At 65.2% G+C, this 22624-nt stretch carries 22 protein-coding genes; 15 read left to right on the top strand and 7 right to left on the bottom strand.

Annotation, left to right across the window (positions count from 1 at the left end; all coding sequences use genetic code 11):
* Window positions 1–5 precede the first annotated feature (5 nt).
* The 3 genes from ACREXZ_RS25510 to ACREXZ_RS25500 all read left to right on the top strand — a co-directional run bounded on the left by ACREXZ_RS25510 (window position 6) and on the right by ACREXZ_RS25500 (window position 2842).
* Complete coding sequence (locus tag ACREXZ_RS25510) at window positions 6–914, top strand: SDR family NAD(P)-dependent oxidoreductase (protein ID WP_431766903.1); 909 nt, start codon at window positions 6–8, stop codon at window positions 912–914.
* 99 nt (window positions 915–1013) lie between these two features.
* Window positions 1014–1892, top strand: coding sequence for a metal-dependent hydrolase (locus tag ACREXZ_RS25505; RefSeq protein WP_431766902.1), 879 nt, complete (start codon window positions 1014–1016; stop codon window positions 1890–1892).
* Entirely contained in the window at window positions 1889–2842 is a 954-nt protein-coding gene (locus tag ACREXZ_RS25500; protein ID WP_431766901.1) for an alpha/beta fold hydrolase, read from the top strand. The genes ACREXZ_RS25505 and ACREXZ_RS25500 overlap by 4 nt, the downstream gene beginning before the upstream one ends.
* Here ACREXZ_RS25500 and ACREXZ_RS25495 read toward each other — a convergent pair.
* The gene (locus ACREXZ_RS25495; RefSeq protein WP_431766900.1) at window positions 2817–3371 is read right to left on the bottom strand and encodes a putative glycolipid-binding domain-containing protein; all 555 of its coding nucleotides are present in this window, start codon (window positions 3369–3371) and stop codon (window positions 2817–2819) included. The two genes, ACREXZ_RS25500 and ACREXZ_RS25495, sit on opposite strands and share 26 nt — an antisense overlap.
* Window positions 3372–3610: 239 nt before the next feature.
* On the opposite strand from ACREXZ_RS25495, the gene ACREXZ_RS25490 reads away from it, so the two are divergent.
* From ACREXZ_RS25490 to ACREXZ_RS25480, 3 genes are read left to right on the top strand one after another with little or no spacing between them, the layout of a single operon-like run.
* A complete protein-coding gene (locus tag ACREXZ_RS25490; RefSeq protein WP_431766899.1) occupies window positions 3611–4603 on the top strand; it encodes an urea transporter in 993 nt (330 codons plus the stop codon).
* Window positions 4552–5337 carry a class II aldolase/adducin family protein gene (locus ACREXZ_RS25485; RefSeq protein ID WP_431766898.1) on the top strand — a complete coding sequence of 262 codons (786 nt, stop codon included), beginning with the start codon at window positions 4552–4554 and terminating at the stop codon, window positions 5335–5337. Before ACREXZ_RS25490 ends, ACREXZ_RS25485 begins: the two co-directional genes overlap by 52 nt.
* A 34-nt stretch (window positions 5338–5371) precedes the next feature.
* Window positions 5372–5560, top strand: a complete 189-nt coding sequence (locus ACREXZ_RS25480) for a 4-oxalocrotonate tautomerase (protein WP_431766897.1) — start codon at window positions 5372–5374, stop codon at window positions 5558–5560.
* A 52-nt stretch (window positions 5561–5612) separates the two neighbouring features.
* On the opposite strand, the gene ACREXZ_RS25475 is transcribed toward ACREXZ_RS25480, so the two are convergent.
* Window positions 5613–5912, bottom strand: coding sequence for an addiction module antidote protein (locus ACREXZ_RS25475; RefSeq protein WP_431766896.1), 300 nt, complete (start codon window positions 5910–5912; stop codon window positions 5613–5615).
* A gap of 381 nt (window positions 5913–6293) precedes the next feature.
* On the opposite strand from ACREXZ_RS25475, the gene ACREXZ_RS25470 reads away from it, so the two are divergent.
* From ACREXZ_RS25470 to ACREXZ_RS25455, 4 genes are all read left to right on the top strand, one after another.
* Window positions 6294–7694 carry a cytochrome ubiquinol oxidase subunit I gene (locus tag ACREXZ_RS25470; protein WP_431766895.1) on the top strand — a complete coding sequence of 467 codons (1401 nt, stop codon included), beginning with the start codon at window positions 6294–6296 and terminating at the stop codon, window positions 7692–7694.
* Window positions 7695–7718: 24 nt separating this feature from the next.
* Window positions 7719–8720: a cytochrome d ubiquinol oxidase subunit II gene (cydB, locus tag ACREXZ_RS25465; RefSeq protein ID WP_431766894.1), complete on the top strand. Its 1002-nt coding sequence runs from the start codon at window positions 7719–7721 to the stop codon at window positions 8718–8720.
* On the top strand, window positions 8698–8880 hold the full coding sequence (locus ACREXZ_RS25460; protein ID WP_431766893.1) for a hypothetical protein: 183 nt from the start codon (window positions 8698–8700) through the stop codon (window positions 8878–8880). The genes cydB and ACREXZ_RS25460 overlap by 23 nt, the downstream gene beginning before the upstream one ends.
* A gap of 639 nt (window positions 8881–9519) precedes the next feature.
* The gene (locus tag ACREXZ_RS25455; RefSeq protein WP_431766892.1) at window positions 9520–10230 is read left to right on the top strand and encodes a response regulator; all 711 of its coding nucleotides are present in this window, start codon (window positions 9520–9522) and stop codon (window positions 10228–10230) included.
* 45 nt (window positions 10231–10275) lie between these two features.
* Here the strand turns inward: ACREXZ_RS25455 and ACREXZ_RS25450 are convergent, their stop codons facing one another.
* The gene (locus ACREXZ_RS25450; RefSeq protein ID WP_431766963.1) at window positions 10276–12147 is read right to left on the bottom strand and encodes a hybrid sensor histidine kinase/response regulator; all 1872 of its coding nucleotides are present in this window, start codon (window positions 12145–12147) and stop codon (window positions 10276–10278) included.
* A gap of 343 nt (window positions 12148–12490) precedes the next feature.
* Here ACREXZ_RS25450 and ACREXZ_RS25445 point away from each other — a divergent pair, with 343 nt between their 5' ends.
* Window positions 12491–13282: a hypothetical protein gene (locus ACREXZ_RS25445; protein ID WP_431766891.1), complete on the top strand. Its 792-nt coding sequence runs from the start codon at window positions 12491–12493 to the stop codon at window positions 13280–13282.
* 147 nt (window positions 13283–13429) lie between these two features.
* The gene (locus tag ACREXZ_RS25440) at window positions 13430–16819 is read left to right on the top strand and encodes a GMC oxidoreductase (protein ID WP_431766890.1); all 3390 of its coding nucleotides are present in this window, start codon (window positions 13430–13432) and stop codon (window positions 16817–16819) included.
* Window positions 16820–16970: 151 nt separating this feature from the next.
* Here ACREXZ_RS25440 and ACREXZ_RS25435 read toward each other — a convergent pair whose 3' ends face one another.
* The 4 genes from ACREXZ_RS25435 to ACREXZ_RS25420 form a co-directional block, all read right to left on the bottom strand.
* Window positions 16971–17348, bottom strand: a complete 378-nt coding sequence (locus tag ACREXZ_RS25435; RefSeq protein WP_431766889.1) for a type II toxin-antitoxin system VapC family toxin — start codon at window positions 17346–17348, stop codon at window positions 16971–16973.
* The gene (locus tag ACREXZ_RS25430; RefSeq protein ID WP_431766888.1) at window positions 17348–17584 is read right to left on the bottom strand and encodes a type II toxin-antitoxin system Phd/YefM family antitoxin; all 237 of its coding nucleotides are present in this window, start codon (window positions 17582–17584) and stop codon (window positions 17348–17350) included. Before ACREXZ_RS25430 ends, ACREXZ_RS25435 begins: the two co-directional genes overlap by 1 nt.
* Window positions 17585–17664: 80 nt before the next feature.
* Complete coding sequence (locus ACREXZ_RS25425) at window positions 17665–19068, bottom strand: FAD-binding oxidoreductase (protein WP_431766887.1); 1404 nt, start codon at window positions 19066–19068, stop codon at window positions 17665–17667.
* Window positions 19065–20057, bottom strand: coding sequence for an isopenicillin N synthase family dioxygenase (locus ACREXZ_RS25420; RefSeq protein ID WP_431766886.1), 993 nt, complete (start codon window positions 20055–20057; stop codon window positions 19065–19067). Before ACREXZ_RS25420 ends, ACREXZ_RS25425 begins: the two co-directional genes overlap by 4 nt.
* Window positions 20058–20419: 362 nt before the next feature.
* Between ACREXZ_RS25420 and ACREXZ_RS25415 the strand changes: the two genes are divergently transcribed.
* The 3 genes from ACREXZ_RS25415 to ACREXZ_RS25405 are packed head-to-tail and all read left to right on the top strand — an operon-like array spanning window position 20420 to window position 22613.
* The gene (locus ACREXZ_RS25415; protein ID WP_431766885.1) at window positions 20420–21259 is read left to right on the top strand and encodes a transporter substrate-binding domain-containing protein; all 840 of its coding nucleotides are present in this window, start codon (window positions 20420–20422) and stop codon (window positions 21257–21259) included.
* Between the two features lie 30 nt (window positions 21260–21289).
* A complete protein-coding gene (locus ACREXZ_RS25410) occupies window positions 21290–21940 on the top strand; it encodes an amino acid ABC transporter permease (RefSeq protein WP_431766884.1) in 651 nt (216 codons plus the stop codon).
* A 10-nt stretch (window positions 21941–21950) separates the two neighbouring features.
* Window positions 21951–22613: an amino acid ABC transporter permease gene (locus tag ACREXZ_RS25405; RefSeq protein ID WP_431766883.1), complete on the top strand. Its 663-nt coding sequence runs from the start codon at window positions 21951–21953 to the stop codon at window positions 22611–22613.
* The last annotated feature ends 11 nt before the right edge of the window (window positions 22614–22624 follow it).

The following is a 22624-nucleotide window of genomic DNA, read 5'->3' as shown; positions in this document are numbered from 1 at the left end:
CAAGCATGAAAACCTTCACCGATAGAGTTGCCGCCATCACCGGAGCCGGTTCGGGCATGGGACGCTCGCTCGCCATCGCGCTCGCGCGCGAAGGATGCCACCTCTCGCTCGCGGACCGCAACGCGGCAAGCCTCGCGGAAACCGCGCAGCTCGCGCAGGCGGCAGCGCCAAATGTGGTCGGCGCACCGCTGCGCGTGACGACGCGTGTGCTCGACGTCTCCGACCGCGCCGCGATGTTCGACTGGGCCGCGGAGACCGTCGCGCAGCACGACCGCGTGAACCTCGTGTTCAACAACGCGGGCGTCGCACTGTCGAGCACGATCGACGGCATGGAATACAGCGATCTCGAGTGGATCGTCGGAATCAACTTCTGGGGCGTCGTGCATGGCACGAAGGCTTTTTTGCCGCATCTGAAGGCGTCGGGCAACGGACACATCGTCAATACGTCGAGCGTGTTCGGCCTGTTCGCGCAGCCAGGCATGAGCGGCTACAACGCGACCAAGTTCGCCGTGCGCGGCTTCACCGAATCGCTGCGGCAGGAACTCGACCTGATGAACTGCGGCGTCTCCGCGACCTGCGTGCATCCGGGCGGGATCCGCACGGCGATCGCGCAGTCGAGCCGCATCTCGCAGAACATGGTCGGCTTCATGATCGAAAACGAACAGCAGGGCAAGGACGACTTCGAGAAGTTCTTCATCACGACCGCCGACGAAGCTGCTCGTGTGATTCTCGAAGGTGTGCGCAAGAACAAACGCCGCGTGCTGATCGGCCGCGATGCGCGCGCCGCCGACTGGCTCGCGCGCACGCTGCCCTCCGCGTACCAGGCGCTCGTCGTGCTGCAGACCCGCCGCATGAAACGCATCGCGCAGAAGCGCGCGCGTTCGGACGCGACGGTGACGAGCCGGCGCGCGTGAGGTGTGGCAACGCGCGTGGCAAGACGCGTGGTAACCCCCGCCGCAACGCTACGAACACAATGAAACGAAACACGCGAAACACGCTAAAGGAGTAGGACCATGATGCCGATTCGCCGCGACCTCCGGTTCGCACTGCCGCCCGAGCGGGCGTCCGACTGGCATGCCAAGGGTTCGCACGTCACGCACTTTTTCAACGCCCTGTCGCTGCTGTTTCCGGCTGGCGAACGCTTCTTCATGGACAGCGTGCGCCACTACCGCGACCGCATCGCCGATCCGGTGCTGAAGAAGCAGGTGCTCGGCTTCATCGGTCAGGAAGCGATGCACACGCGCGAGCACATCGAATACAACGATCTGCTCGACGCGGCCGGCCTGCCCGCTCACAAGCTCGACCGGCGCCTCGCCGCGTTCCTCAACTTCAATCGCAAGATACTGCCGCCTGCAGGCCAGCTCGCGATGACCGTCGCGCTCGAGCACTACACGGCGATGCTCGCGGGGCTGCTGCTCGAGGACGAGACGCGTATCGCCGGATCGGTCGAGGGCTATCACCAGATGTGGACGTGGCACGCGCTCGAGGAAACCGAGCACAAGTCCGTGTCGTTCGACGTATGGAACACCGTCGTGAAGCCGGGACTCGGACGCTATCTGCTGCGCACCGGCACGATGCTGAGTGTCACCGTCGTGTTCTGGCTGATCGTGTTCGACTACCACGTGCGGCTGATGATCGCCGACCGCAAACGCGGTGGCCATCTGCGTGGCATGTGGGAAGTGGTGAAGTTCCTGTACGGCCCGCGACATGGCGTGTTCCCGCGCATCGCGCGCGAATGGGCAAGCTTCTTCCGGCCGGGTTTCCATCCGTGGGATCACGACAACCGCGCGCAACTCACGCGCATCGACGGGCTCGTCGCCGCGGTCGATGCGGCGAACGCCGGACATCCGCCGCTGAAGGCCACGGGCCGCCACGTGCGGGTCGCAGCATGATTCGCGATACGCTCGTCGTCGATGCGGGCGACGTGCGGCTCGCCGTGTACGTGAGCGGCCCGCGCGACGCGCCGCCGATCATCCTCGTGCACGGCTATCCGGATTCGGCCACGGTGTGGGAGCCGGTCCGCGCGCAACTCGACACGCGCTATCGCGTGATTGCCTACGACGTGCGCGGCGCGGGCGCATCGGGCGCGCCGGAAGGCCCTGGCGCACGCCGCGCGTACCGGCTCGAAAGGCTCGCCGCGGATCTCGCCGCAGTCGCTAACGCGACCTGCGGCACGCGACCGTTTCACCTCGTCGGCCACGACTGGGGATCGATCCAGAGCTGGGAATCCGTGACTGATCCCGCGTTCGCGGGACGCATCGCGTCGTACACGTCGATCTCTGGACCGTGTCTCGATCATGCGTCGAATGGACTGCGTGGCTCGGGTGGCGGAGCAAAAACCGACGGCGCGACGAAGCAGCCCGGCGCGCTGCGTCAGGTGCTGAAGTCCTGGTACATCTTCTTCTTTCATCTGCCGCTGGTGCCGGAGCTGGTGTGGCGCGCGGGCGGCGCACGTATGTGGCCGCTATGGCTGCGCGTAACCGAGGGCATCCGTCCGTCGAGCGACCCCGCGCAGCTGCGCAACGCGCTGAACGGGCTGAACCTGTACCGCGCGAATTTCATCGATCGTCTGCTGCATCCGCGTGCGCGCCATGCGCATGCGCCGGTGCAGTTTCTCGTGCCGATGCGCGACCGTTACGTCGGTCCGCCGCTGTCGCTCGGACTCGAACGCTGGCTCGGCACCTATACGCGCGAAGAACTCGATGCCAGCCACTGGGTCGTTTTGCGCGATCCGCTGCGTATCGCGACGGGTATCGGCCGTTTCGTCGAGCAGCACGCGGTGCGCCGCGACGGCGAAGGTAGCGAAGGCGGCGCAGTCAACGCACGGACTGCAGGCGTCTGAACAGCGTCGGATAGTCGATGACGAGCCCATCGTCGTCGACTCGCAGATTCGCCGAGAAATTGCGGAAAATCCCGTCGTATCGATACTCGCGATCCCTGTCGATGCACGTGTACGCCTGGTCGACGCGCGTGACCTGCAGATCGGGCGTGCCGATGTACGCGACCGCGATCGGCTGGCGCTCGCCGGGTGCAAGCTGCAGACGACGGATCGGTAGCGTGTTCGTAAACGGCGTCGCCGCGATGTCGATATCGACGCAACCCTCGAGCGCGGTCAGCGTGAGGCCGTGGCCATCGCGCCAGTGGCCCGCGCCATCGCCGTGCAGTTCGAGTTCGCCGCCACCCGCCACTTTCAGGAACGTGTGCAGCACGCGCCACTGCGAGTCGCAGCGCACCGTGTAGTAGAGCCCGTACGCTTTGCCGTAGCGCTGCCCGACCACCGCGCTCTCGACGAAAAAGCCATCGGGCCGCGCGTCGAACGTCAGGTGTTCGATGCCGTCGCCCTCTTCCGATGCCCAACGTACTTCGCGCATGACGTTGCCTCCTTCGGTTACTTCGGTTACTTCGGTTACTTCGGTTATGAGCCGCGATGCTCGTCTCACAGAACGGGTGTTCATGGTAGCGCGACTGCACAGCGTCAGGTGCTGCTTGCCGTGGCGCCACCAAAAGCCCGGCAAATAGCCAGTATTCTTGCGCCACGATGCCGGATCGCACGCCGTTGCCCTATGCTCGCGCTTTCACCTGGCGATGCAGCACGCCCTCTTTCCGTTCCATGCACGCCGCCGTTCACGATACCGACACCGCCGCACTGCGCACGCTGTTGTGCAGCGTCGGCCAGATTGTCCTCCAGCCGAACGCGTTTACTGGTGCGTGCGTGCTCGCCGCGCTACTGGTCTGCGACCTGCGGCTCGCGTGCGGGGCCGCGATCGGCGCGGTAACGGCCAACGTCGTCGCGACGCTCACGGACCACGACGATGTGCGCACGCGTGCCGGGTTGAATGGCTTCAACGGCGCACTGGCCGCGCTGGCCGTGTTCTCGTTCGTCAAGGACCCCGCCACCGCAACCGCGCTCGCGATCCTCGCCGCGACCGCCGCGGCCGCGCTGCATGGGCCGTGGTCACGCCGGCTGCACACCTACGGCCTCTGCGCGTACTCGAGCCCGTGCGTCGTCATCACGTGGGGCTGGCTCGCGTTGCTGCGTGAGCCTGTGCCTGTGTCCGTCACCGCAGCATCGTTGCATCCACTGGCAGCCTCCCTTGGCATCGCTGACACGGTGCTCGGCAGCCTCGCGCAGACTGCGTTCGCGTCCGGCGCGTGGCCGGGGTTGCTCGTGCTTACCGGTATCGCGGCGGCGTCGCGCCGTCATGCGTGCGCCGCGCTCGCCGGTGCCGTGCTGGCGAGCGTGGTACAGCGGCTGTGCGGCGCGCCGCTATCGTCTTTCGATGCCGGCCTGTTAGGATTCAACGGTGCGCTGGCGGCGCTCGCTCTCGTGGACCGCGGTTTCCGCTACGCGCTTGCCGGTGCCGCGCTCGCCGCCGCGCTGCAACAGATAACAAGCTACTGGAACACACCAGGCTGGCCCACGATGACCGCGCCGTTCATCATCGCGACGTGGAGCCTGCAGATGCTGTACCGTTCGCGGATCGTGAACGGCGCGCCGGAAACACGCGAAGCCGCTGGAAACAAGACTGAAAGCGCCACGAGGAGACAGACATGTCGTTTGCCCACACGCCCGCCGGCCGAGTCGCCGCCACGGGCCCGATGACCGGCGCCGAGCACCGCACGCGCATCGATCTCGCCGCCGCCTACCGGCTCGTTGCCCTCAACGGCTGGGACGACCTGATCTATACGCACATCTCCGCGAGCGTGCCGGGCGAGCCGGGCCACTTCCTGATCAACCCGTTCGGCTTCGCGTTCGACGAGGTCTGCGCATCGAACCTCGTGAAGATCGATCTCGCCGGACACATCGTCGGCGCGAGCGAGCACGCGGTGAACGTGACCGGCTTCGCACTGCACGCCGCCGTGCATGCGGCGCGCGCGGACGCGTTCTGCGTGATGCATCTGCACAATACCGCGGGCATCGCGGTGTCGATCCAGCGCGCGGGACTGCTGCCCGCGTCGCAACACGCGCTGCGCTTTCACGGCCAGCTCGCGTATCACGACTACGAGAGCCTCGCGTTCACACCGGTCGAAGGCGAGCGGCTCGTCGCGCATCTCGCGGACAAGCCCGCGATGCTGTTGCGCAATCACGGCACACTGACAGTCGGCCGCACGATCGCCGAAGCGTACGTACTGATGGCAACACTCGTGAAGGCCTGCGAAATCCAGCTGCTCGCGCAGGCACGCGACCCGGAACACGCGGACTTCGTGCTGCCGTCCGAAGCGGTCGCGGCGCGCACCGCGGAACAGCTGCTCGACGGCGGCGCGATCGAAGGTGCACTCGAATGGCCTGCGCTGCTGCGCAGACTCGACCGGCTCGATCCGTCGTACCGCGAGTGACGTCCCACTTTTTTTGCTCCGAAGGAGAGCCGTTATGCCCACGTTTCACATCGAACTGTTCGAAGGCCGCAGCATCGAGCAGAAACGCGAGTTCGTCGAGGCGATCACGCGCGCGACATGCGAGTCGCTAGGCGTCGAGCCGAACAGCGTCGACATCATTCTCACCGACGTGAAGCGTGAAAACTGGGCGACGGGCGGCAAGTTGTGGAGCGATAGCCGGTAAGGTTCACCCCACGCCGCCGGACCCTCGCCGGAAAGCTTCCAAAGCGGTTCATTCAAACGTGGGCTTCGCCGGGCGTGACTGTCAGTTGAACGCCAAGCGCCTGGAGAAGCTTCACCACAGTATCGAAGCGCGGCTTGGACCCTGGTGCCAGCGTCTTATACAGACTCTCCCGCCCCAGGCCAGCGTCCGCAGCCACTTTCGCGATACCTCGTGCGCGTGCCACATCGCCGATCGCTGCAATGAGCAGATCGGGATTTCCATCTTCGAGCGCCGCGTTGATGTACGCGGCAATCGCTTCTTCGCTATCGAGGTAGTCCGCTGCGTCGAAGCGAGCGGTTTTGATCTTTCCCATACACACACTCCATTGCGCTTGGGTTACTGCTTCTGGATCGTCGACGCTAACCGAACCCGGCATCGCCTGCCTGCTCTAATCCCAATCCGCAGTCGCCGGGCACTCTCGCTCATTTGACACCGTCTGTTGCAGCGCGGTGTATTGCCGCACTTCGCACGCAACGACGCATGCACCGCCCTCGCCCGGTCAAATAAAAAAACCAACAACCGATCAAGCGTTTACGGCATTTTTCAGCGGTCAAAACGCCACTCTGATGCGTCTTTTCGCCGCGCAGCGCGGTGCAGCACGAACACGCGCCTTCCCCTAATCTTGCGACATCTGCTGCAGGCAGTGCGCACCGACAGCGGTCGACGCGCGTAGTCAGTTTCCGGTATCACGCACATGAACACTGCACTTTCGGCATTCGATCTGGCGCGCCTCCAGTTCGCTTTTACTGTTTCTTTCCACATCGTTTTTCCGGCGCTGAGCATCGGTCTCGCCAGCTTCATCGCTGTGCTCGAATGGCGCTGGCTGCGCACCGGGAAGGCGTACTACAAGGATCTTTGCCTGTTCTGGTCGAAGATCTTCGCAGTCGCCTTCGGGATGGGCGTCGTGTCCGGCGTCGTGATGAGCTACGAGTTCGGCACCAACTGGTCGGGCTTCTCCGCGTTCGCGGGTCCGATCACCGGGCCGCTGCTGATGTACGAAGTGATGACCGCGTTCTTTCTCGAAGCGGGCTTCCTCGGCATCATGCTGTTCGGCTGGCAGCGCGTCGGTCCGCGCGCGCACTTCGCAGCGACGCTGATGGTCGCGATCGGCACGCTGATCTCGACCTTCTGGATTCTCGCGTCGAACAGCTGGATGCAGACGCCGCAGGGCTTCAAGGTCGTCGACGGCCACGTCGTACCGCTCGACTGGTTCAAGATCATCTTCAATCCGTCGTTCCCGTACCGGCTCGCGCATATGGCGATCGCCGCGTTCATCGTCGCGGCGCTGGTCGTGGCCGCGGTCGGCGCGTGGCATCTGCTGAAGGGTCGCCGCGATCCGGCAGTGAAGAAGATGTTTTCGATGGCGCTGTGGATGCTGCTGATCCTCGCGCCGGTTCAGGCATTCGTCGGCGATCAGCACGGGCTCAACACGCGCAAGTATCAGCCGGCGAAGATCGCGGCGATCGAAGGCCTGTGGGAAACCGAGAAAGGCGGCACGCCGCTGAACCTGTTCGGCATCCCCGACATGAAGGCAGAAACGACGAAATACGCGGTGTCGATCCCGCACCTCGGCAGCCTGATCCTCACGCATAGCTGGGACGGCGAGATTCGCGGCCTGAAGGAATTCCCGCCACAGGACCGGCCCAATTCGACCGTCGTGTTCTGGAGCTTCCGCGTGATGGCCGGCCTGGGCGTGCTGATGATCGTGCTCGCAATCACGGCGTGGGTGCTGCGCCGGCGCGGCCGTCTGTACGACGCAAAGTGGTTTCAGCGGCTGACAGTGGCGATGGGCCCGAGCGGTTTCGTCACACTGCTCGCCGGCTGGATCACGACCGAAGTCGGCCGTCAGCCGTGGGTCGTGTACGGCGTGATGCGCACGTCGCAAGCCGTGTCGCCACTCACCGCGCAACAGGTCGGCATTTCGCTGATGGCGTTCGTGGTCGTCTACTTCCTCGTGTTCGGCACCGGCATCTACTACATGCTCAAGCTGATGCGCGGCGGCCCTGCACTGCCCGGTGCAGAACAGCACGGCCCGCACGATCCGCGGGTTGGGGATACCGCACAAACCGCGCGCCGCCCGCTGTCCGCCGCCTGACCTCGCCCGCTTCTGGAGATTGCCATGGATATCACCGTAGTCTGGGCCGCGATCATCGCGCTCGGCCTTTTTATGTACGTCGTGCTGGACGGTTTCGACCTCGGTATCGGCATTCTGTTTCCGTTCTTTCCCGATGAGAAAGAACGCACGCTGATGATGAACACGGTCGCGCCCGTGTGGGACGGCAACGAAACCTGGCTCGTGCTCGGCGGCGCGGGACTGTTCGCCGTGTTCCCAACGGTCTACTCGACCGTGCTGTCCGCGCTGTATCTGCCGCTCATCTTCATGCTCGCATGTCTGATCTTTCGCGGCGTGTCGTTCGAGATCCGCTCGAAAGCGAACCGCACGCGGCATCTGTGGGATCTCGCGTTCATCGGTGGATCGACCGGCGCGGCGTTCTTTCAAGGTGTCGCACTGGGCGCGTTCCTGCAGGGCATCCCGGTCGTCGACGGCAGCTTTGCGGGCAACGCGTTCGACTGGCTCACGCCGTTCAGCCTGCTGACCGGCCTCGGACTCGTCGCGACCTACGCACTGCTCGGCTGCTGCTGGCTGATCGCGAAGACCGAAGGCGATCTGCAACGGCGACTGCATCGCGTGGTGTGGCCGCTGACCATTGTGCTGCTCGGCTTCATCGCGCTCGTCAGTCTGTGGACACCACTGCAGGACCCGCAGATCGCCGCGCGCTGGTTCCACGACGGACTGCTGCATCGTCTGTTGCCGGTGCCGTTCCTCGTCGCGGGCTGCGTGTTCATCATGCATCGCGCGGTGCGCGGCCGGCATCACATGACGCCGTTCTTCGCCGCGCTCGGGCTCGTGCTGCTCGGCTACCTGGGGTTGCTGGTGTCGTTGTGGCCGTACGCGATTCCATCGAGCGTGACGCTGTGGGAAGCAGCCGCGCCGCGCTCGAGCCAGCTGTTCACGCTCGTCGGCGCGGCGGTGATCCTGCCGGTGATCCTCACCTACACGGCACTCGGCTACTGGGTATTTCGCGGGAAGGTGCGCCATGGCGACGCGCATTATCACTAAGTTCGCGGCGCCGGTCGCCGCGATTGCTACAGTCGCCACGTTGAAGTTGCCGCGCTGGGTGTGGTTCGTCGCGCTGTGGTGCGGCGGCGTGGGCGCGGCGATGCTGCTCGGCCTCGCGTTCAAGGTGCTGATGAACGCGACGCTGTTCGCGGTCGGGTAACCGGCACCGCAATCGCGAGCCGCGTCGCCCGCTCTTCATCCATTTTCTTCGCGTCCGAAGCAACCTGCTTGAAAAATCGCCGTTTGCGATTCGTCTAGAAGACAGGTTCTTGCGAACGGCAGCCGCCGGTCGACGGGACCCGCCGAAGGGGGACGGGGGTAAGCGCGACGAGCGACGGCACGAACGGCACCGCACCGCATGGAACGACAACGCATCGGACCGACCGCGTGAGGAGACCACCGTACGATCGGAAACTGTTGCAGTCAAACCGGGGAACGCCAACAATACCGGGGACCGCCGTCCGGAAGCGGATCGCAAGACCGCTTGACCGGGTATCTGGGAGTATCCGCGCCGCCAGGCCGGGAGCCGGTCCAAAGGGGAGGCCGGCTCCCGGGGCCGGATAGGCGGCGGGCATGCAATCGATGCACGTCGTCGCACATGTAGTGAAGGAAACGGGCTGTACCGCGAGGGGCTGTACCGCGACGCGAGGCGCGGAGCACCGGTGCCAAGCCGGAGCGACGATGCCGTGCGCAACGCGTGCGCTGCATCGACAGCGTCGCGGTCGCAAGACAGAAAGCGGGCAGCAACGGCACAACAACAGTCGTACATAACCCGGTAACGCCGACTCGCGGAGACATCATGAAGTTTCTAGTGGCCGACGATCATGAACTGATCCGCCAGGGTGTCAAAGGCCTTTTGCGCGGCCTCGACCCGGACGCACAGTTCGACGAAGCCGACAGCTGGGAAACGCTCGCCGCCGCGGCGCGGCCCGACGCGGACCACGATCTGGCGATCGTCGACCTGAACATGCCCGGCATGGGCGGCGCACCGTCGCTCGCCATTCTGCTGAAGGCGAACCCGGCGCTGCCGGTCGTCGTACTGTCCGCCGAAGAATCGCCCGACGAAATGCGCGCCGTGCTCGCCGCTGGCGCGCTCGGCTTCGTGCCGAAACGCCAGCCCGCCAGTGTGATGCTGAAGGCGATCGAACTCGTGCTGTCCGGCGGCGCGTATGTGCCGATGGAGGCGCTCAGCCTGCTCGGCAGCCGCGAAAGCACGACCGCTGCGGCCGTCGAAGTGCCGCCGTCGCTCACCGAACCGCTGACGGCACCCGTCCCGGCATTGCAGCCGCATCAGCAACATCTACTGGAAAACCTGTCGCCGCGGCAGCAGGACATCATGCGCCTCGTGCACCGCGGCTGGACCAACAAGATGATCGCGCGCGAACTCGGTGTCGCCGAGGGGACCGTGAAGGTGCATCTGTCGGTGATCTTCCGCGCGCTCGGCGTGCACAACCGCTCGACCGCGATCGCGGTGATCAACGGCTGGCTCGAAGCGGGCAGAACGCTTTAAGGTCGCCGCCGCGTTTGGCGGCCTTCATCCCAACGGACTCATCCGTCAAGACGCGTAGCCCGGCCGGCCCAGGTCGACCGGCTGCGCTGCACCGGTCTGCGGTAAGAGCGGCATGTCAGCGGATGCGCTCGCCCCCGCCGGTTCCACATCCGCCATCGTGTCGGCCTGCTGCCACAACAACTCGAGCGTGCGCCGCAGCCGCGCCGGCGTAACCGGCTTGTGCAGCACCGGAATGCCCTGCGCCGACAGGGCTTCCAGTTCGAGCGACGACATGTCGCCGGTAATCAGCAGCCTGACGACTTCCGGACGCCCTCGTTGAACCAGCGCATCGTGCACCGCGGCGAGCGCCTGCGCGCCGGTACGATGGTTCGCCAGCTGGTAATCGCACAGCACCGCGTCGGGCTCGAAGCCGGACGCGAGCACGCGCAGCGCCTCGGCCTCGTCGCGCACGCCGCGCACGATGCAGCCCCAGCGGCCGAGCAGGCTCGCGAGGCCATCGAGAATCGACGGTTCGTCGTCGATGCACAGCATGCGCCGCCCCTGCGTCGACGACACCACCGGCGCTACATCGCCGAGTCCCGCGACGATCCGCGCCGCGTCGCCCAGCGGCACGCCGAAGCGGAACACCGAGCCGCGTCCCGGCAGCGAGCGCAGCTGCAGCTCGCTACCGAGCAGGCCGATCAGCCGCTTCACGGTCGGCAGGCCGAGCCCGTGCCCCTGGCGCGCGTCGCGCTGCGGATTGGCAACCTGATAGAACTCCTCGAAGATGTGCTCCTGCTCGTCCGGCGGAATGCCGATACCCGAATCGCGCACTTCGATCACGCCGCCCGCGCGCCGGCCGGCGCGGCGGAACCCCATCCAGATCGCGCCCTGCTCGGTGTAGCGCACCGCGTTCGACAGCAGGTTGCTCAGCACGCGCTCCAGCAGCACCGGGTCGTCGTGCAGCACGATCGAGGTCGGCGCGATCCGCAGCGCCAGCCCCTTCGCGGCGGCCTGCGGCCAGTACTGGTTGCCGACCCGCTCGAACAGCTCGGAGAGCCGGAAGTGCATACGGATCACCTGGGTGACGCCGCTCTCGATACGCGCGAGGTCCAGCACCTGGTTGAACAGCTGGTTCAGTGCGTCGACGTTGTTGACGATGTGCGCGGCCGTCTTCTCGTGCTGTTCGCGCGACGCGGCCGGGTCGTTCAGCGACGCGGCGAGCAGGCCGATCGCGTGCAACGGCTGACGCAAGTCATGGCTCGCGGCCGCGAAGAAGCGTGTTTTCGCGAGGCTCGCTTCCTCGGCGACGTGCTTCTGCTCGGCGAGCGATTCGGCGAGGTACTGCTGGTCCACGCGCGCCTCGACCACCTGATGAAACAGCTTGCGGTAGCTGATCGCGTACACGTTGATCGCGCAGAAGAAGAACGCGAGGACGATCGCGAGCACGGTACGGTCGAACGTGTGGCTGCCGAAGTGCAGGACGATCGCAGGCACCAGCAGCAACGGCACCGACGTCGTGAAGTTGAGCCGGTCGAAGCCGTTCGACATGAACACGCCCGCCGCGAGCGTCACGATCAGCACGGTGTGCAGCAGCGGCAGTTCGGGCTGGTGGGTCTGGAACGCGAACCAGATCGCGAGACCCGGCGCGCTGTACAGCAGCACGCTGCGCAGCGCATGCAGCCGGATCCAGCCGCGCGAACTGAGCGCAAGCGGCCGGCGCCGGTTCCATATCCACATCCCGAGACCCGCGCAGTTCGCCAGGCCGTAGAAGGTGAAGCACGCGGCGAACAGACGCGGCTCGGGCATCTGGTGCCAGTAGACGGCGACCAGCACGACGATCGAAAACCAGTGACTGAAAAAGGCGATCGGGTCCTGCGCGTACAGCACGCGGACAAGATCTTCGTCGACCGCACGCTGGATAGGATCGGCCCGCATCATGCGGTCTCCTTGTCGGGTCCGGCAATGTTCATTGTTGATCGGGCTGGCGCCGGGCTGCGCGGCAGCGTGCCCGCAGGCGCCAGGGCACCAGCCGTGGGGACGGCGAGCGCCGGTGCGGGGCGACGGCGGGGCGACGGTTTACCCGACAGTTTACCCGTCAGCTATCACTTAATCCATATAGGCGCGGGCGCAACCAAAAACCATACTGGCTCCACTTTCAGCGCGGCATACGGTCTTTGCGGACCGGTTTCCTGCCACCCTCGCCTGCTTCCCGGCGACCGGCTCCCAGGCGGACTTCCCGCTCACCGCGCTCTTTGCCCTGACCAATACGGAGGCTTTTATGGGCGCAGTTCCGAGCCGCGAGTTCGCGCGCAATCTCGACGACGCGATCCTGCCCGAACTATGGCGACGCCGCACCCGCCTGTCGGACAACGAGATGGTGTCGATGGTCGAACTCGTGCAGCGTGCGCTGCGTGCGTACCACCCGCAGGAGCTGTCGGCGCTCGGCGAGGACAAGGACGAACTGGTTGCGCAGTTCATCTATACCAAGGTGCTGCGGCTCGCGCCGGGCCATACCGAATCGAACGCCTGCGCCGAAAGCGCGCCGTCCAACAGCTACGCGCTGTGCGCATACTTCAGACGTTATCTGATCGACTGCCTGCGCAGCGCGAGCCATCAGCGCAACGTATCGATGGAAGACGAAGGCATGGAGCAGGAGATCGACCTGCAGGCCCATGCGCTCGAAGATCCGGTCGAAAGCGTGCTGATGCAGTACGGCCTCGACGAACGGCGCGTGCGGCAAGCCGCGCGCACGTTCATCGCCGGGCTCGACGAGCCGGAGCGGATCGTGCTGGCGGGCAGCCTCGGCTGGTGCTCGGGCTGCAAGGGCGGACTGTCGGCAGTGGCGGCTCGGCATCGGGTGCCCTCATATCATTACCGCGCGGTGAAACTCGGCGTTACGATGAAGAAGACGGCCGACGCCCACGATTTTTCGAATACCAAGATCGGCCGCTGGCTCATCGACGTGCTCGGCATCGACATCGACAGCGACAATCGCAGAGCGATCCTCGTCGCGCTGAACCTGCTCGCGGCCGAATCCAGCGAAGATGAAATGATCGAAGCTGCCGCGTAAATGGCGCAGGTGGCGCTTGCTTTTGCCTCGCTGCGCACGTCACGATAGCTACGTCAAGCAGGTTAGACAGGCCGCGGAGCGTCGCGCCTGCCCCACTCCGGGACTATCAGGGTTTCCCCCGCCCTGACTTACTACAAAGGTGGTCGAATGAACCGCTTGTCCAGTGCCGTCGACACGATGAAATCGCACTACGAAATCGTCGTGATCGGCTCGGGGTACGGGGGCGCCATCGCTGCGAGCCGGATGGCACGCGCGGGGCGCGACGTGTGTCTGCTCGAACGCGGCCGCGAATTCATGGCCGGCGAATACCCGGCGACGCCGCTCGAAGGCTTGACGCAGGTGCAGTACAACACCGGCGTCGGGCAAATCGGCTCGCCGCTCGCGCTGCTCGAAGTGCACGTCAATCCGGAAGTGAACGTCGTGGTGGGCTGCGGTCTCGGCGGCACGTCGCTGATCAATGCGAACGTCGCGCTGCCGCCCGACTCGCGGCTATGGGACGATCCGCGCTGGCCGGCCGCGCTGCGCGCCGACCAGGCCGGCCGCGATGCCGGCTACGTACGCGCGACCGCGATGCTGCAGCCGTCGCCGGTACCCGCGGACTTTCCGCGTCTACCGAAGCTCGACGCGCTCGAATTCGCGGCCGCACGGCTCGGCATGGAAGACCGCTTCTACCGGCCGCCCGTCACCGTCACCTTCAAGGATGGCCCGAATGCGGCCGGCGTCGTGCAGAAGGCCTGCACCGGATGCGGCGACTGCAATTCCGGCTGCAATCACGACGCAAAGAACTCCACTCACATGAACTATCTGCCCGACGCCGTCGCACACGGCGCGCAGATTTTCACGGCCGTCACCGTGCATTCGGTCGTGCGCGACGAAGCCACGCAGCGCTGGTGCGTGCGCTATCAGCCGGTCGGGCTCGGCCGCGACATCTACGATGCGCCCGATCTGTTCGTCACCGCCGACATCGTGATCCTGTCGGCCGGCACGCTCGGTTCGACCGCGATCCTGCTGCGCTCGCAGGAAGCCGGTCTGCCGGTGTCGACGCAGGTCGGCCAGCACCTCACCGGCAACGGCGACGTGCTCGCGTTCGCGGTCAACACCGACCACGACATCAACGGCATCGGCTGGGGCAAGGAGACCGACATTCCGGCGGTCGGGCCGACCATCGCCGGCATCATCGACCATCGCAACACGCCCAACGTACGCGACGGCTTCGTGATCGAGGAAGGCACGCTCGCGGCGCCGATCGGAGCTGCGATGATGGCCGTGCTCGGTATCGCCGCGCCGGCCGAAGGCATCGCGATTCCGGCACTGCGTACGGCCGCTTCCAACACCGACGCCGACGACGCTGCGCCTGTACCCGAAGCACGCATCGTCGATAGCGTGCTGCGCGGCCCGTATCGCGGCGCAATGCGCAACACGCAGACCTACCTCGTGATGGCGCATGACGACGAGAGCGGACAGATCGTCGTCGAAAACGAGCGACCGCGGATCCGCTGGCCGAATGCGAGCAGGCAGCCGATCTACGCGACCGTCGAGAAGGTGCTCGACGCTGCATCGAGCGCGCTCGGCGGCACCTACGTGCGCAACCCGATGTCCACCGACCTGCTCGGCGACGGCCTCGTCACCGTGCATCCGCTCGGCGGCTGCGCGATGGCCGACGATGCGGCGCAAGGCGTCGTCGATCAGGCGGGCCGCGTGTTCTCGGGCACATCGGGCAACGCAGTCCATCCGGGTCTCTACGTGATGGACGGCGCGGTGATGCCGATCTCGCTCGGCGTGAATCCGCTGCTGACGATCTCCGCGCTCGCCGAGCGCAACTGCGCGCTGCTCGCAGCAGCACACGGCTGGCAGATCGACTATGAGTCGGCGGGACACACGGCGCCGCCGCCCGCACCGAAGATCGGCTTGCGCTTCACCGAAACGATGGTCGGCACGTACACGCCGGCTGACGGGACCGAGTCGAGCCCGATGAGTTTCACGCTGACCGTCGAGTCCGACGACCTCGCGTACATGCTCGACGATCCGCAACACGAAGCGCGGATGGTCGGCACGATGACCGCGCCCGCGCTATCGGCCGAACCGATGACGATCGCCGACGGTCGCTTCAACCTGTTCGTCGACAACGAAGACGAGGTCGACGTGCGCAACATGAACTACCGGATGACGCTCGACAGCGTCGAGGGCAAGCGGTACTACCTGTTCGGCCAGAAGATCGTCACGCATTCGTCGCTGCTCAACCTGTGGACGCAGACCAACACGCTGTACGTGCAGATGCGCGATTCGGCCGCGGCCGACGCGCCGCCGATCGGCCTCGCGACGCTGATCATCACGCCGGAGAATTTCCTGCGTCAGACGCGCACGATGGAAGTGACGAACGCGCCTGACGTCGAAACGCGCCTCGCGTGGTTGCTGAAGTTCGGGCAGTTCTTCGCGGGTGTGCTGTTCACCGAATACGGCGGCGTCGCGGCGCCGCTGCAGTACTTCAATCCTGACGCGCCGCTGCGCGCCCGTCGCCCGCTGCGCGCGCCCGCGCCGGAGATCGCCTTCTTCAAGACCGGCGACGACAAGACGCTGAAACTCACGCGCTATCGCGGCGGCGACAAGGGGCCGGTGCTGCTGATCCACGGCTCGGGCGTGTCGAGCCGGATCTTCTCGACCGATCTCGTCGCGACGAATCTCGTCGAGTATCTGTGCGCCTCGAATTACGACGTATGGCTCGTCGATCTGCGCGTGAGCATCGAGCTACCGAGCGCGTCCGATCCCACCACCGCCGACGCGGTCGCACGCGAGGATATTCCGGCCGCGGTCGCGAAGGTGCTCGAGCTGACCGGTGCCCCGGACCTCCAGGTGGTCGCGCATTGCCTCGGCGCGCTGACGCTGTCGATGTCGCTGATGCTGGGGCTGACCGGCGTGCGCTCCGCAGTGCTGTCGCAGGTGTCGGCCCATCCGGTGCCCGGCGGGCTGCAGACCGTCAAGTGCGGGCTGCATCTGCCGGAGATTCTCGACCATCTCGGCGTGAAGACGCTGACCGCGTTCACGCGCAGCGAGAAGTGGCCGAAGAACCTGCTCGACGAAGCGCTGCGGCTGTTCCCGGTCGGACACGAAGAAGGCTGCAACAGTGCAGTCTGCCATCGCGCGACGTTCCTGTACGGTCTGCTGTATGAGCATGAGCAGCTCGACGATCCGCTGCACGACAATCTGCACGAGCTGTTCGGCGTGCACGACGTCGAGCTGTTCGATCATCTGTCGGCGATGGTGCGGGCGGGGCAGGTCGTCGATGCAGAGGGGCGCGATGCGTACCTGCCGAACCTCGATGCGTTGCAGCTACCGCTAACGTTCATTCATGGCAGCAAAAACCGCTGCTATCTACCGACCAGTACCGAGCGCACTTTCGATCTGCTGGTCGAGCGGTTCGGTGCGCAGCATTACCAGCGGCATGTGATCGATGGGTATGGGCATATTGACTGCATCTTTGGGAAGAACGCGGCGGTCGATGTGTTTCCGGCGATTGCGCGGCATCTTGATGCGTATTGAGCGTGCGTTGAGTGCATGGCGTGCGCTGCGGCGCACGCCATGCGAATACTGCGTAGCGAAGAAGGTCTATCGAGCGAAAGACCCGTCCGTCGTCGGCTGAACGATGGGCCCGTGGGCTGTTCCGTCACATAAGCAACAATGCGACAGCACCCTACACGGTGATAACCAGATCCGTGTACTTCGACAGGTGACTGTCCGAGGTCACCAGACGCAAGGGCTCTAACAGAGCCTGCGCAACCAGAAGCCGGTCGAATGGATCGCGGTGGATATCTGGAAGATCGCGAACCATTGCCGCATGAACGGCCCGTACCGGTAATTCCGAGAAGCCGCTTGCTTCAATCTCTGACACGAGAAGGTTCACGTCCACGTCGAGCTTGCCAAGACCGGCTTTGATCGACGCTTCCCAGATGCTCGCGCTGCTGACGAAAACATCGTCGGCATCGAGTATCAGCTTGCGTGCCGCTTTGGTCAGCTTGCGACTGTCCGTAACCGACCAGAGGTAGACGTGAGTATCCAGAAGCAAACGCATTAACGGCCCTCGAACGCTGCAATCACGTCGTCGGGCAGCGGCGCGTCGAAATCGTCCGCAATGCGGACCTTGCCTTTCAGGCCACCGAACCGGCGCACAACCTTGGTCCGCTCTATCGGCACCAGTCGAGCAGCCGGTTTGCCGGCTTTGGCGATGACAATTTCCTCGCCGCTGGCTGCGGCATCGACCAGCCGCGAAAACTGTGTCTTTGCCTCGTGAATATTAACGGTCAGCATGACTGCTCCTAGTGGACTAAGCCCATATTAGTCCATGTTGGTCCGCTGGTCAACTGATCAGGCACATCGGAACCTCGCACCTACAACACCTTCCCCGGATTAAGAATCCCATGCGGATCAAGCGCGCGCTTGATTGCCACCATCGCCGCGAGTTCTTCAGGCGAGCGCGAGAACGGTAGATACGCGCGCTTTAGCAAACCGATACCATGTTCCGCGGACACCGACCCATGCAGCGGCGCGAGCATCTCGTAGACGAACGCATACACGTCGTCGTGCGCGACGCCGGGCACCGAGCGCCCATCGACGGTCAGATGCAGATTCGAATCGCCGATGTGGCCGAAGAAGTACGTCCGGTTGCCCAGCCAGCGACGGTCGAGCGCCGCGCGGCAGCGGTCGACGAACGAACCAATCTCGCCGATCGGCAGGCTCACATCGAAATTAATCGGATCGAGCCGCGCCGGAAACTCCGCCGTGCATTCGCGGATCGCCCACAACGCGCGTGCATCGGCGACCGACTGCGCGATCGCCGCGTCGCGGATCACACCGTGTTCGAGCGCATCGGCGAGCGCCGTACCGAACCGCTCACCGCCGTCGTCCGCATCGAAACCCGCATGTTCGATCAACGCATATAGCGGATGCACATCCGCAAACGGCGAGCGAGCGCTCGCGGTCCATGAGACGCCGAGGTCGTAGAAATCCGGCCACATGATCTCGAACGCACCGATGTCGTTGCCAAAGCGCTGCGACAGCCGGCGCAGCAACGCGACCGCTGCGTCGTAGCCGTCGAGCGCGACGAGCGCCGTATGCCGCGACGCGCGCTGCGGATGCAGCCGCAGCACCGCGCGGGTGATCACGCCGAGCGTGCCCTCCGAGCCGATGAACCAGTGCTTCAGGTCATAGCCGGTGTTGTTCTTCACCATCTTGCCGAGCGAGCTGAGCACCGCGCCGTTCGCGAGCACGACCTCGAGCCCGAGCACCTGGTCGCGCGCGGTGCCCGACTGGATCACGCGATTGCCGCCTGCATTGGTCGCGAGATTGCCGCCGATCTGGCACGACCCGCGCGCGCCGAGATCGAGCGCGAGTTCGAAACCCGCTGCTGCCGCGGCGTCCTGCGCGGCCTGCAGCGTCGTGCCGGCGCGCACGGTCAACGTCGCGGCGGCGGTGTCGAGCTCTTCGATGCCTGCGAGACGATCGAGCGCGAGCGCGATGTCGCCCGCGCGCGGAATCGCGCCGCCCGCGAGACCGGTCATGCCGCCTTGTGGCACGACCGGTTGATGCGCGTCGTAACAGATCGACAGCGCGCGAGCGACCTCTTCAGTCGAGCGTGGCAGCAGCAGCGCTGCGGGACGCGTCGGCTCGTGACGGGTCCAGTCGGTCGTCGAATGCTCGCCGATCGTGTCACCCGTACGTACCGCGTCGTCACCTAGCGCGCGACGCAATGCATCGATCGTCGTCGCTAGCTGGGATGATGAAACGTCCGTCATGCAGTGCTCCCCTCGCCTGCCAGCTTCTTGCGATAGCCCATCGAGTCGTTGATGCGGCCGAGAATGTAATCGCCCGCCGCGACCGGTTCGTAGCGCGACTCGGCAGCCGGCGTGCCGAGGTCGTGCGGATCGACGGTCGCGCCGTAGGTCGGATCGTAGAACGTCGCGATCGAATAACGCTCGCGGCCGGATGCATTGATCACACGATGCAGCGTCGAGCGGAAGCGATCGTTGGTCCAGCGTGCAAGCAGATCCCCGACGTTGACGACGAAGCTGCCCGGCACCGGCGGCGCATCGACCCATGTACCGTTCGCGATCTCGCGCACCTGCAGCCCGCCCACCTGGTCTTGCCACAGCAGCGTGATGCAGCCGTAGTCGGTATGCGGCGCGACGCCGAACTGGTCTGCGTCCGCGAGCGACGACTGTGGCGGCTGCGGTGGGTAATAGACCATCTGCGTGCGCTGCATCCGCTTCGTGTAGCGTGACGCGAAAAAGTGCTCGTCGATACCGAGGCTCACCGCGACCGCGCGCAACAGATCGGCACCGCACGCGGCGAGTGCTTCGTAGTAACCGTACAGCACCGGTTGCAGCGACGGCATGAAATCCGGCCAGTTGTTCGGTCCGCGCAACGCCTGCCCTGCGAGCACATCGGGATCGTCTTCGGGCAGTTCGAGACCGATGCTGAAGAATTCCTTGTAATCGGGACGCTTCGCCTGGTACATCGTCGCGTCGCCAAGCGCGTTGAAACCGCGATGCCGTTTGTTCACCGCCGCACGACGCTTGGTCTCGACGGGGAACGCGAAGAACGTGCGAGCGGCATCGGCGGCCGCGTCGATCGCGGCTTGCGGCACGCCGTGATTGACGATGTAGAAGAAGCCGATCGTCGTGCACGCATCGTGAATTTCGCGAGCGACGCGCGCGAGCGCGTCCGGGTCGCCGGCACGTACACCGGCGAGATCGACGATCGGAATGCGGGTGGCCGGCGGCATCGCAACGCTCCTTGAAAGCCGACGCGGCCGCGTCGGCGAATGGCGGACAACCGGCGGCACGGACCGTCGTCCGCCCGGTTCGGCTGATGTCCGGGTTGTATATACCGCCAAAACCGCGACGGCAAGCTGCGACGCAATGGGCAACGTCGGATGATCGCTTGCATCGCACGGCAGTACCGCCGCAAACCGTACAAAACGCCTGCATCAATGGTCTGACAACAACCTTCGAGTGGATGAAAACCCTGGCGCGCACAGCCGCGTTTCTTTATTTTTGACGCAAAATCTGCGGTATATACTGCCCCACAGATCAAGCGCCTATCTACCCTTTTCGCGCGATACCGCTTTCCACACGGAGAACCCCGATGAGCATCCTCGCAGGCTGGAAGTGCCGTTTCGCGATCGTGGCGCTGTGCGCCGCAGGCCTCGCTGTCAGTGCCGCGGCGCACGCCGACGATCAGCTCGCCAAGATTAAAAAGGCCGGCGAACTGGTGGTCGGTACGGAAATGCAGTTCGCGCCGTTCGACTTCCTCGAGAACGGCCAGCAGGCCGGCTTCAACAAGGATCTGTTCGCCGAGGTCGGCAAGGAACTTGGCGTGAAGGTGCGCTTCATCGATCTGCCCTGGCCGAGCGTGCTGCCTGGCCTCGAAGCCGGCAAGTTCGACATGGTCGGCGGCCCGCTCACGGTGACGAAGGCGCGCATGGAACGCTACACGTACACGCTGCCCGTGGCCGATGCGACCGACGCGCTGCTCAAGCGCGCGAACGACACATCCGTCAAGCAATCGGGAGACATCGCCGGCAAGACGGTCGGCGCGGGCAAGGGCTCCGCGCAGCTCGATCAGTTGAAGGCCTACGTCGCGACGCTGCCGAAGCCGCCGGAGATCCGCGAATACGTCGACAACAATCAGGCGTATGCCGACCTCGCAGCGGGCCGCATCGCCGCCGTCGCGAATTCGATGACGAACATCGCATACGTCGCGAAGCAGCGGCCCGAAACGTTCGCGGTCGTGCAGCCGCCGTTCGGCGCGAAGGTCTACTTCGCATACTGCATGCGCAAGGACGCGGACAGCAAGCCGCTCGCCGACGCGTTCAACGCCGCGCTCGTGAAGATGCACAACGACGGCCGGCTCGCGGCGCTGCAAAAGAAATGGTTCGGCGTCGCGATGGACGCGCCGACCACGATGCCTACGCCGAATTACTGATCTATTGATCGCGACACACGCGACGCATCCATGTTCAGCTTCACGGTTTTCGCGCAGGGGTTGCCGCTGCTGTTCCATGCGGCAATCGCCACGGTTGGCATCTCGCTCGCCGGGCTCGTGATCGGTTTCTTCGTCGCGCTCGCCGTGTGCACCGCGCGGCTCTCCGTGCATCGCGCCGCGCGCGCGGTGGGCGGCGCGTACGTGTTCTTCTTTCGCGGCGTGCCGATGCTCGTGCAACTGCTGCTGGTGTATTACCTGCTGCCGTTCGTCGGCATCAACGTGTCACCGCTTGCTGCAGCGATCAGCGCCGTGTCGCTGTGCTCGGCGTCGTACATCGCGGAGATCCTGCGCGGCGGTTTTCTCGGCATCGCGCCGGGACAACTCGAGGCTGCACGGATGCTCGGCCTGTCGCCGTTCGACATGCTGCGACGCATTCAGGTACCGCAGGCATTCCGCCTGACGCTGCCGTCGCTGGTCAACGAGATGGTGCTGCTGATCAAGGCGTCGTCGCTGATTTCGGTGGTGGGCGTCGCGGAGATCACGCGCACTGCGCAGAATATCGCCGCCAGCACCTACCGGCCGCTTGAAGCGTACCTCGCCGCCGGCCTCATCTACTTCGTGATCTGCGGCACGCTCGCGCTCGTCGCGCATGCGGCGGAATACCGTCTGCAACACGCGTAAGGCCCCGACGATGCAGCAATTCGATCCCACCGTCATCACGCACAACCTGCAGCCGATCGCCGCCGGCCTCGCGACGACGCTCGGCACATGGGTCGCGGGTGTCGCGATCGGCTTCGTGCTCGGCTTCCTGATCGCAGTCACGCAGCTGTTCTGCGGACGCGGCGTGCGGGCCGTGCTGCGCGTCTACATCGAACTGTTTCGCGGCACACCGTTTCTCGTGCAGCTGTTTTTGCTGTACTACGGCGGCCCGTCGATCGGCCTCACGCTCGAACCGATGACGGCCGGTGTGCTCGGACTCGGTTTGTACGGCAGCGCGTATTTCGCGGAGGCGTTTCGTTCCGGCTTCCAGTCAGTGCCCCCAGGGCATGTCGAAGCAGCGGCGTGCCTCGGCCTGTCGCGCTGGCAAACCGTCCTGCGCGTGCAGACGCCGCAGATGCTCGTATTGATCGTGCCCGCGCTGACCAACCTGATCATCGTGCTTAGCAAGGAAACGGCGGTGCTGTCGATCGTCACCGTGCCCGAACTGACGTTCGTGATGACCGGCATCGGCTCGGCCACGTTCGCGTTCGTCGAAACGCTGCTGGTGCTGTGCGTCTGCTATCTCGCGCTCGTCGAGCTCGCGTCGCGCGTCGGCATGTGGGCCGAAGCGCGGCTCGTCCGCTTCATGGCATGACACGTTGCACT

It is taken from the genome of Paraburkholderia sp. (assembly GCF_050742655.1).
Lineage (GTDB): Bacteria > Pseudomonadota > Gammaproteobacteria > Burkholderiales > Burkholderiaceae > Paraburkholderia.
The sequence above is the reverse complement of the archived record's forward strand: the minus strand, read 5'-3'. Positions and strand labels throughout refer to the sequence as shown.

Bases quoted from the DNA above. Each gene is read 5' to 3' on its own strand.
- ACREXZ_RS25460 (WP_431766893.1), top strand. From the start codon at position 8,698: ATGGCGACGCGCATTATCACTAAGTTCGCGGCGCCGGTCGCCGCGATT.
- ACREXZ_RS25410 (WP_431766884.1), top strand. From the start codon at position 21,290: ATGTTCAGCTTCACGGTTTTCGCGCAGGGGTTGCCGCTGCTGTTCCAT.
- ACREXZ_RS25425 (WP_431766887.1), bottom strand. From the start codon at position 19,068: ATGACGGACGTTTCATCATCCCAGCTAGCGACGACGATCGATGCATTG.
- ACREXZ_RS25430 (WP_431766888.1), bottom strand. From the start codon at position 17,584: ATGCTGACCGTTAATATTCACGAGGCAAAGACACAGTTTTCGCGGCTG.
- cydB (WP_431766894.1), top strand. From the start codon at position 7,719: ATGGATATCACCGTAGTCTGGGCCGCGATCATCGCGCTCGGCCTTTTT.
- ACREXZ_RS25440 (WP_431766890.1), top strand. From the start codon at position 13,430: ATGAACCGCTTGTCCAGTGCCGTCGACACGATGAAATCGCACTACGAA.
- ACREXZ_RS25495 (WP_431766900.1), bottom strand. From the start codon at position 3,371: ATGCGCGAAGTACGTTGGGCATCGGAAGAGGGCGACGGCATCGAACAC.
- ACREXZ_RS25500 (WP_431766901.1), top strand. From the start codon at position 1,889: ATGATTCGCGATACGCTCGTCGTCGATGCGGGCGACGTGCGGCTCGCC.
- ACREXZ_RS25405 (WP_431766883.1), top strand. From the start codon at position 21,951: ATGCAGCAATTCGATCCCACCGTCATCACGCACAACCTGCAGCCGATC.
- ACREXZ_RS25475 (WP_431766896.1), bottom strand. From the start codon at position 5,912: ATGGGAAAGATCAAAACCGCTCGCTTCGACGCAGCGGACTACCTCGAT.
- ACREXZ_RS25485 (WP_431766898.1), top strand. From the start codon at position 4,552: ATGTCGTTTGCCCACACGCCCGCCGGCCGAGTCGCCGCCACGGGCCCG.
- ACREXZ_RS25490 (WP_431766899.1), top strand. From the start codon at position 3,611: ATGCACGCCGCCGTTCACGATACCGACACCGCCGCACTGCGCACGCTG.
- ACREXZ_RS25420 (WP_431766886.1), bottom strand. From the start codon at position 20,057: ATGCCGCCGGCCACCCGCATTCCGATCGTCGATCTCGCCGGTGTACGT.
- ACREXZ_RS25480 (WP_431766897.1), top strand. From the start codon at position 5,372: ATGCCCACGTTTCACATCGAACTGTTCGAAGGCCGCAGCATCGAGCAG.
- ACREXZ_RS25445 (WP_431766891.1), top strand. From the start codon at position 12,491: ATGGGCGCAGTTCCGAGCCGCGAGTTCGCGCGCAATCTCGACGACGCG.
- ACREXZ_RS25505 (WP_431766902.1), top strand. From the start codon at position 1,014: ATGATGCCGATTCGCCGCGACCTCCGGTTCGCACTGCCGCCCGAGCGG.
- ACREXZ_RS25450 (WP_431766963.1), bottom strand. From the start codon at position 12,147: ATGCGGGCCGATCCTATCCAGCGTGCGGTCGACGAAGATCTTGTCCGC.
- ACREXZ_RS25510 (WP_431766903.1), top strand. From the start codon at position 6: ATGAAAACCTTCACCGATAGAGTTGCCGCCATCACCGGAGCCGGTTCG.
- ACREXZ_RS25470 (WP_431766895.1), top strand. From the start codon at position 6,294: ATGAACACTGCACTTTCGGCATTCGATCTGGCGCGCCTCCAGTTCGCT.
- ACREXZ_RS25435 (WP_431766889.1), bottom strand. From the start codon at position 17,348: ATGCGTTTGCTTCTGGATACTCACGTCTACCTCTGGTCGGTTACGGAC.
- ACREXZ_RS25415 (WP_431766885.1), top strand. From the start codon at position 20,420: ATGAGCATCCTCGCAGGCTGGAAGTGCCGTTTCGCGATCGTGGCGCTG.
- ACREXZ_RS25455 (WP_431766892.1), top strand. From the start codon at position 9,520: ATGAAGTTTCTAGTGGCCGACGATCATGAACTGATCCGCCAGGGTGTC.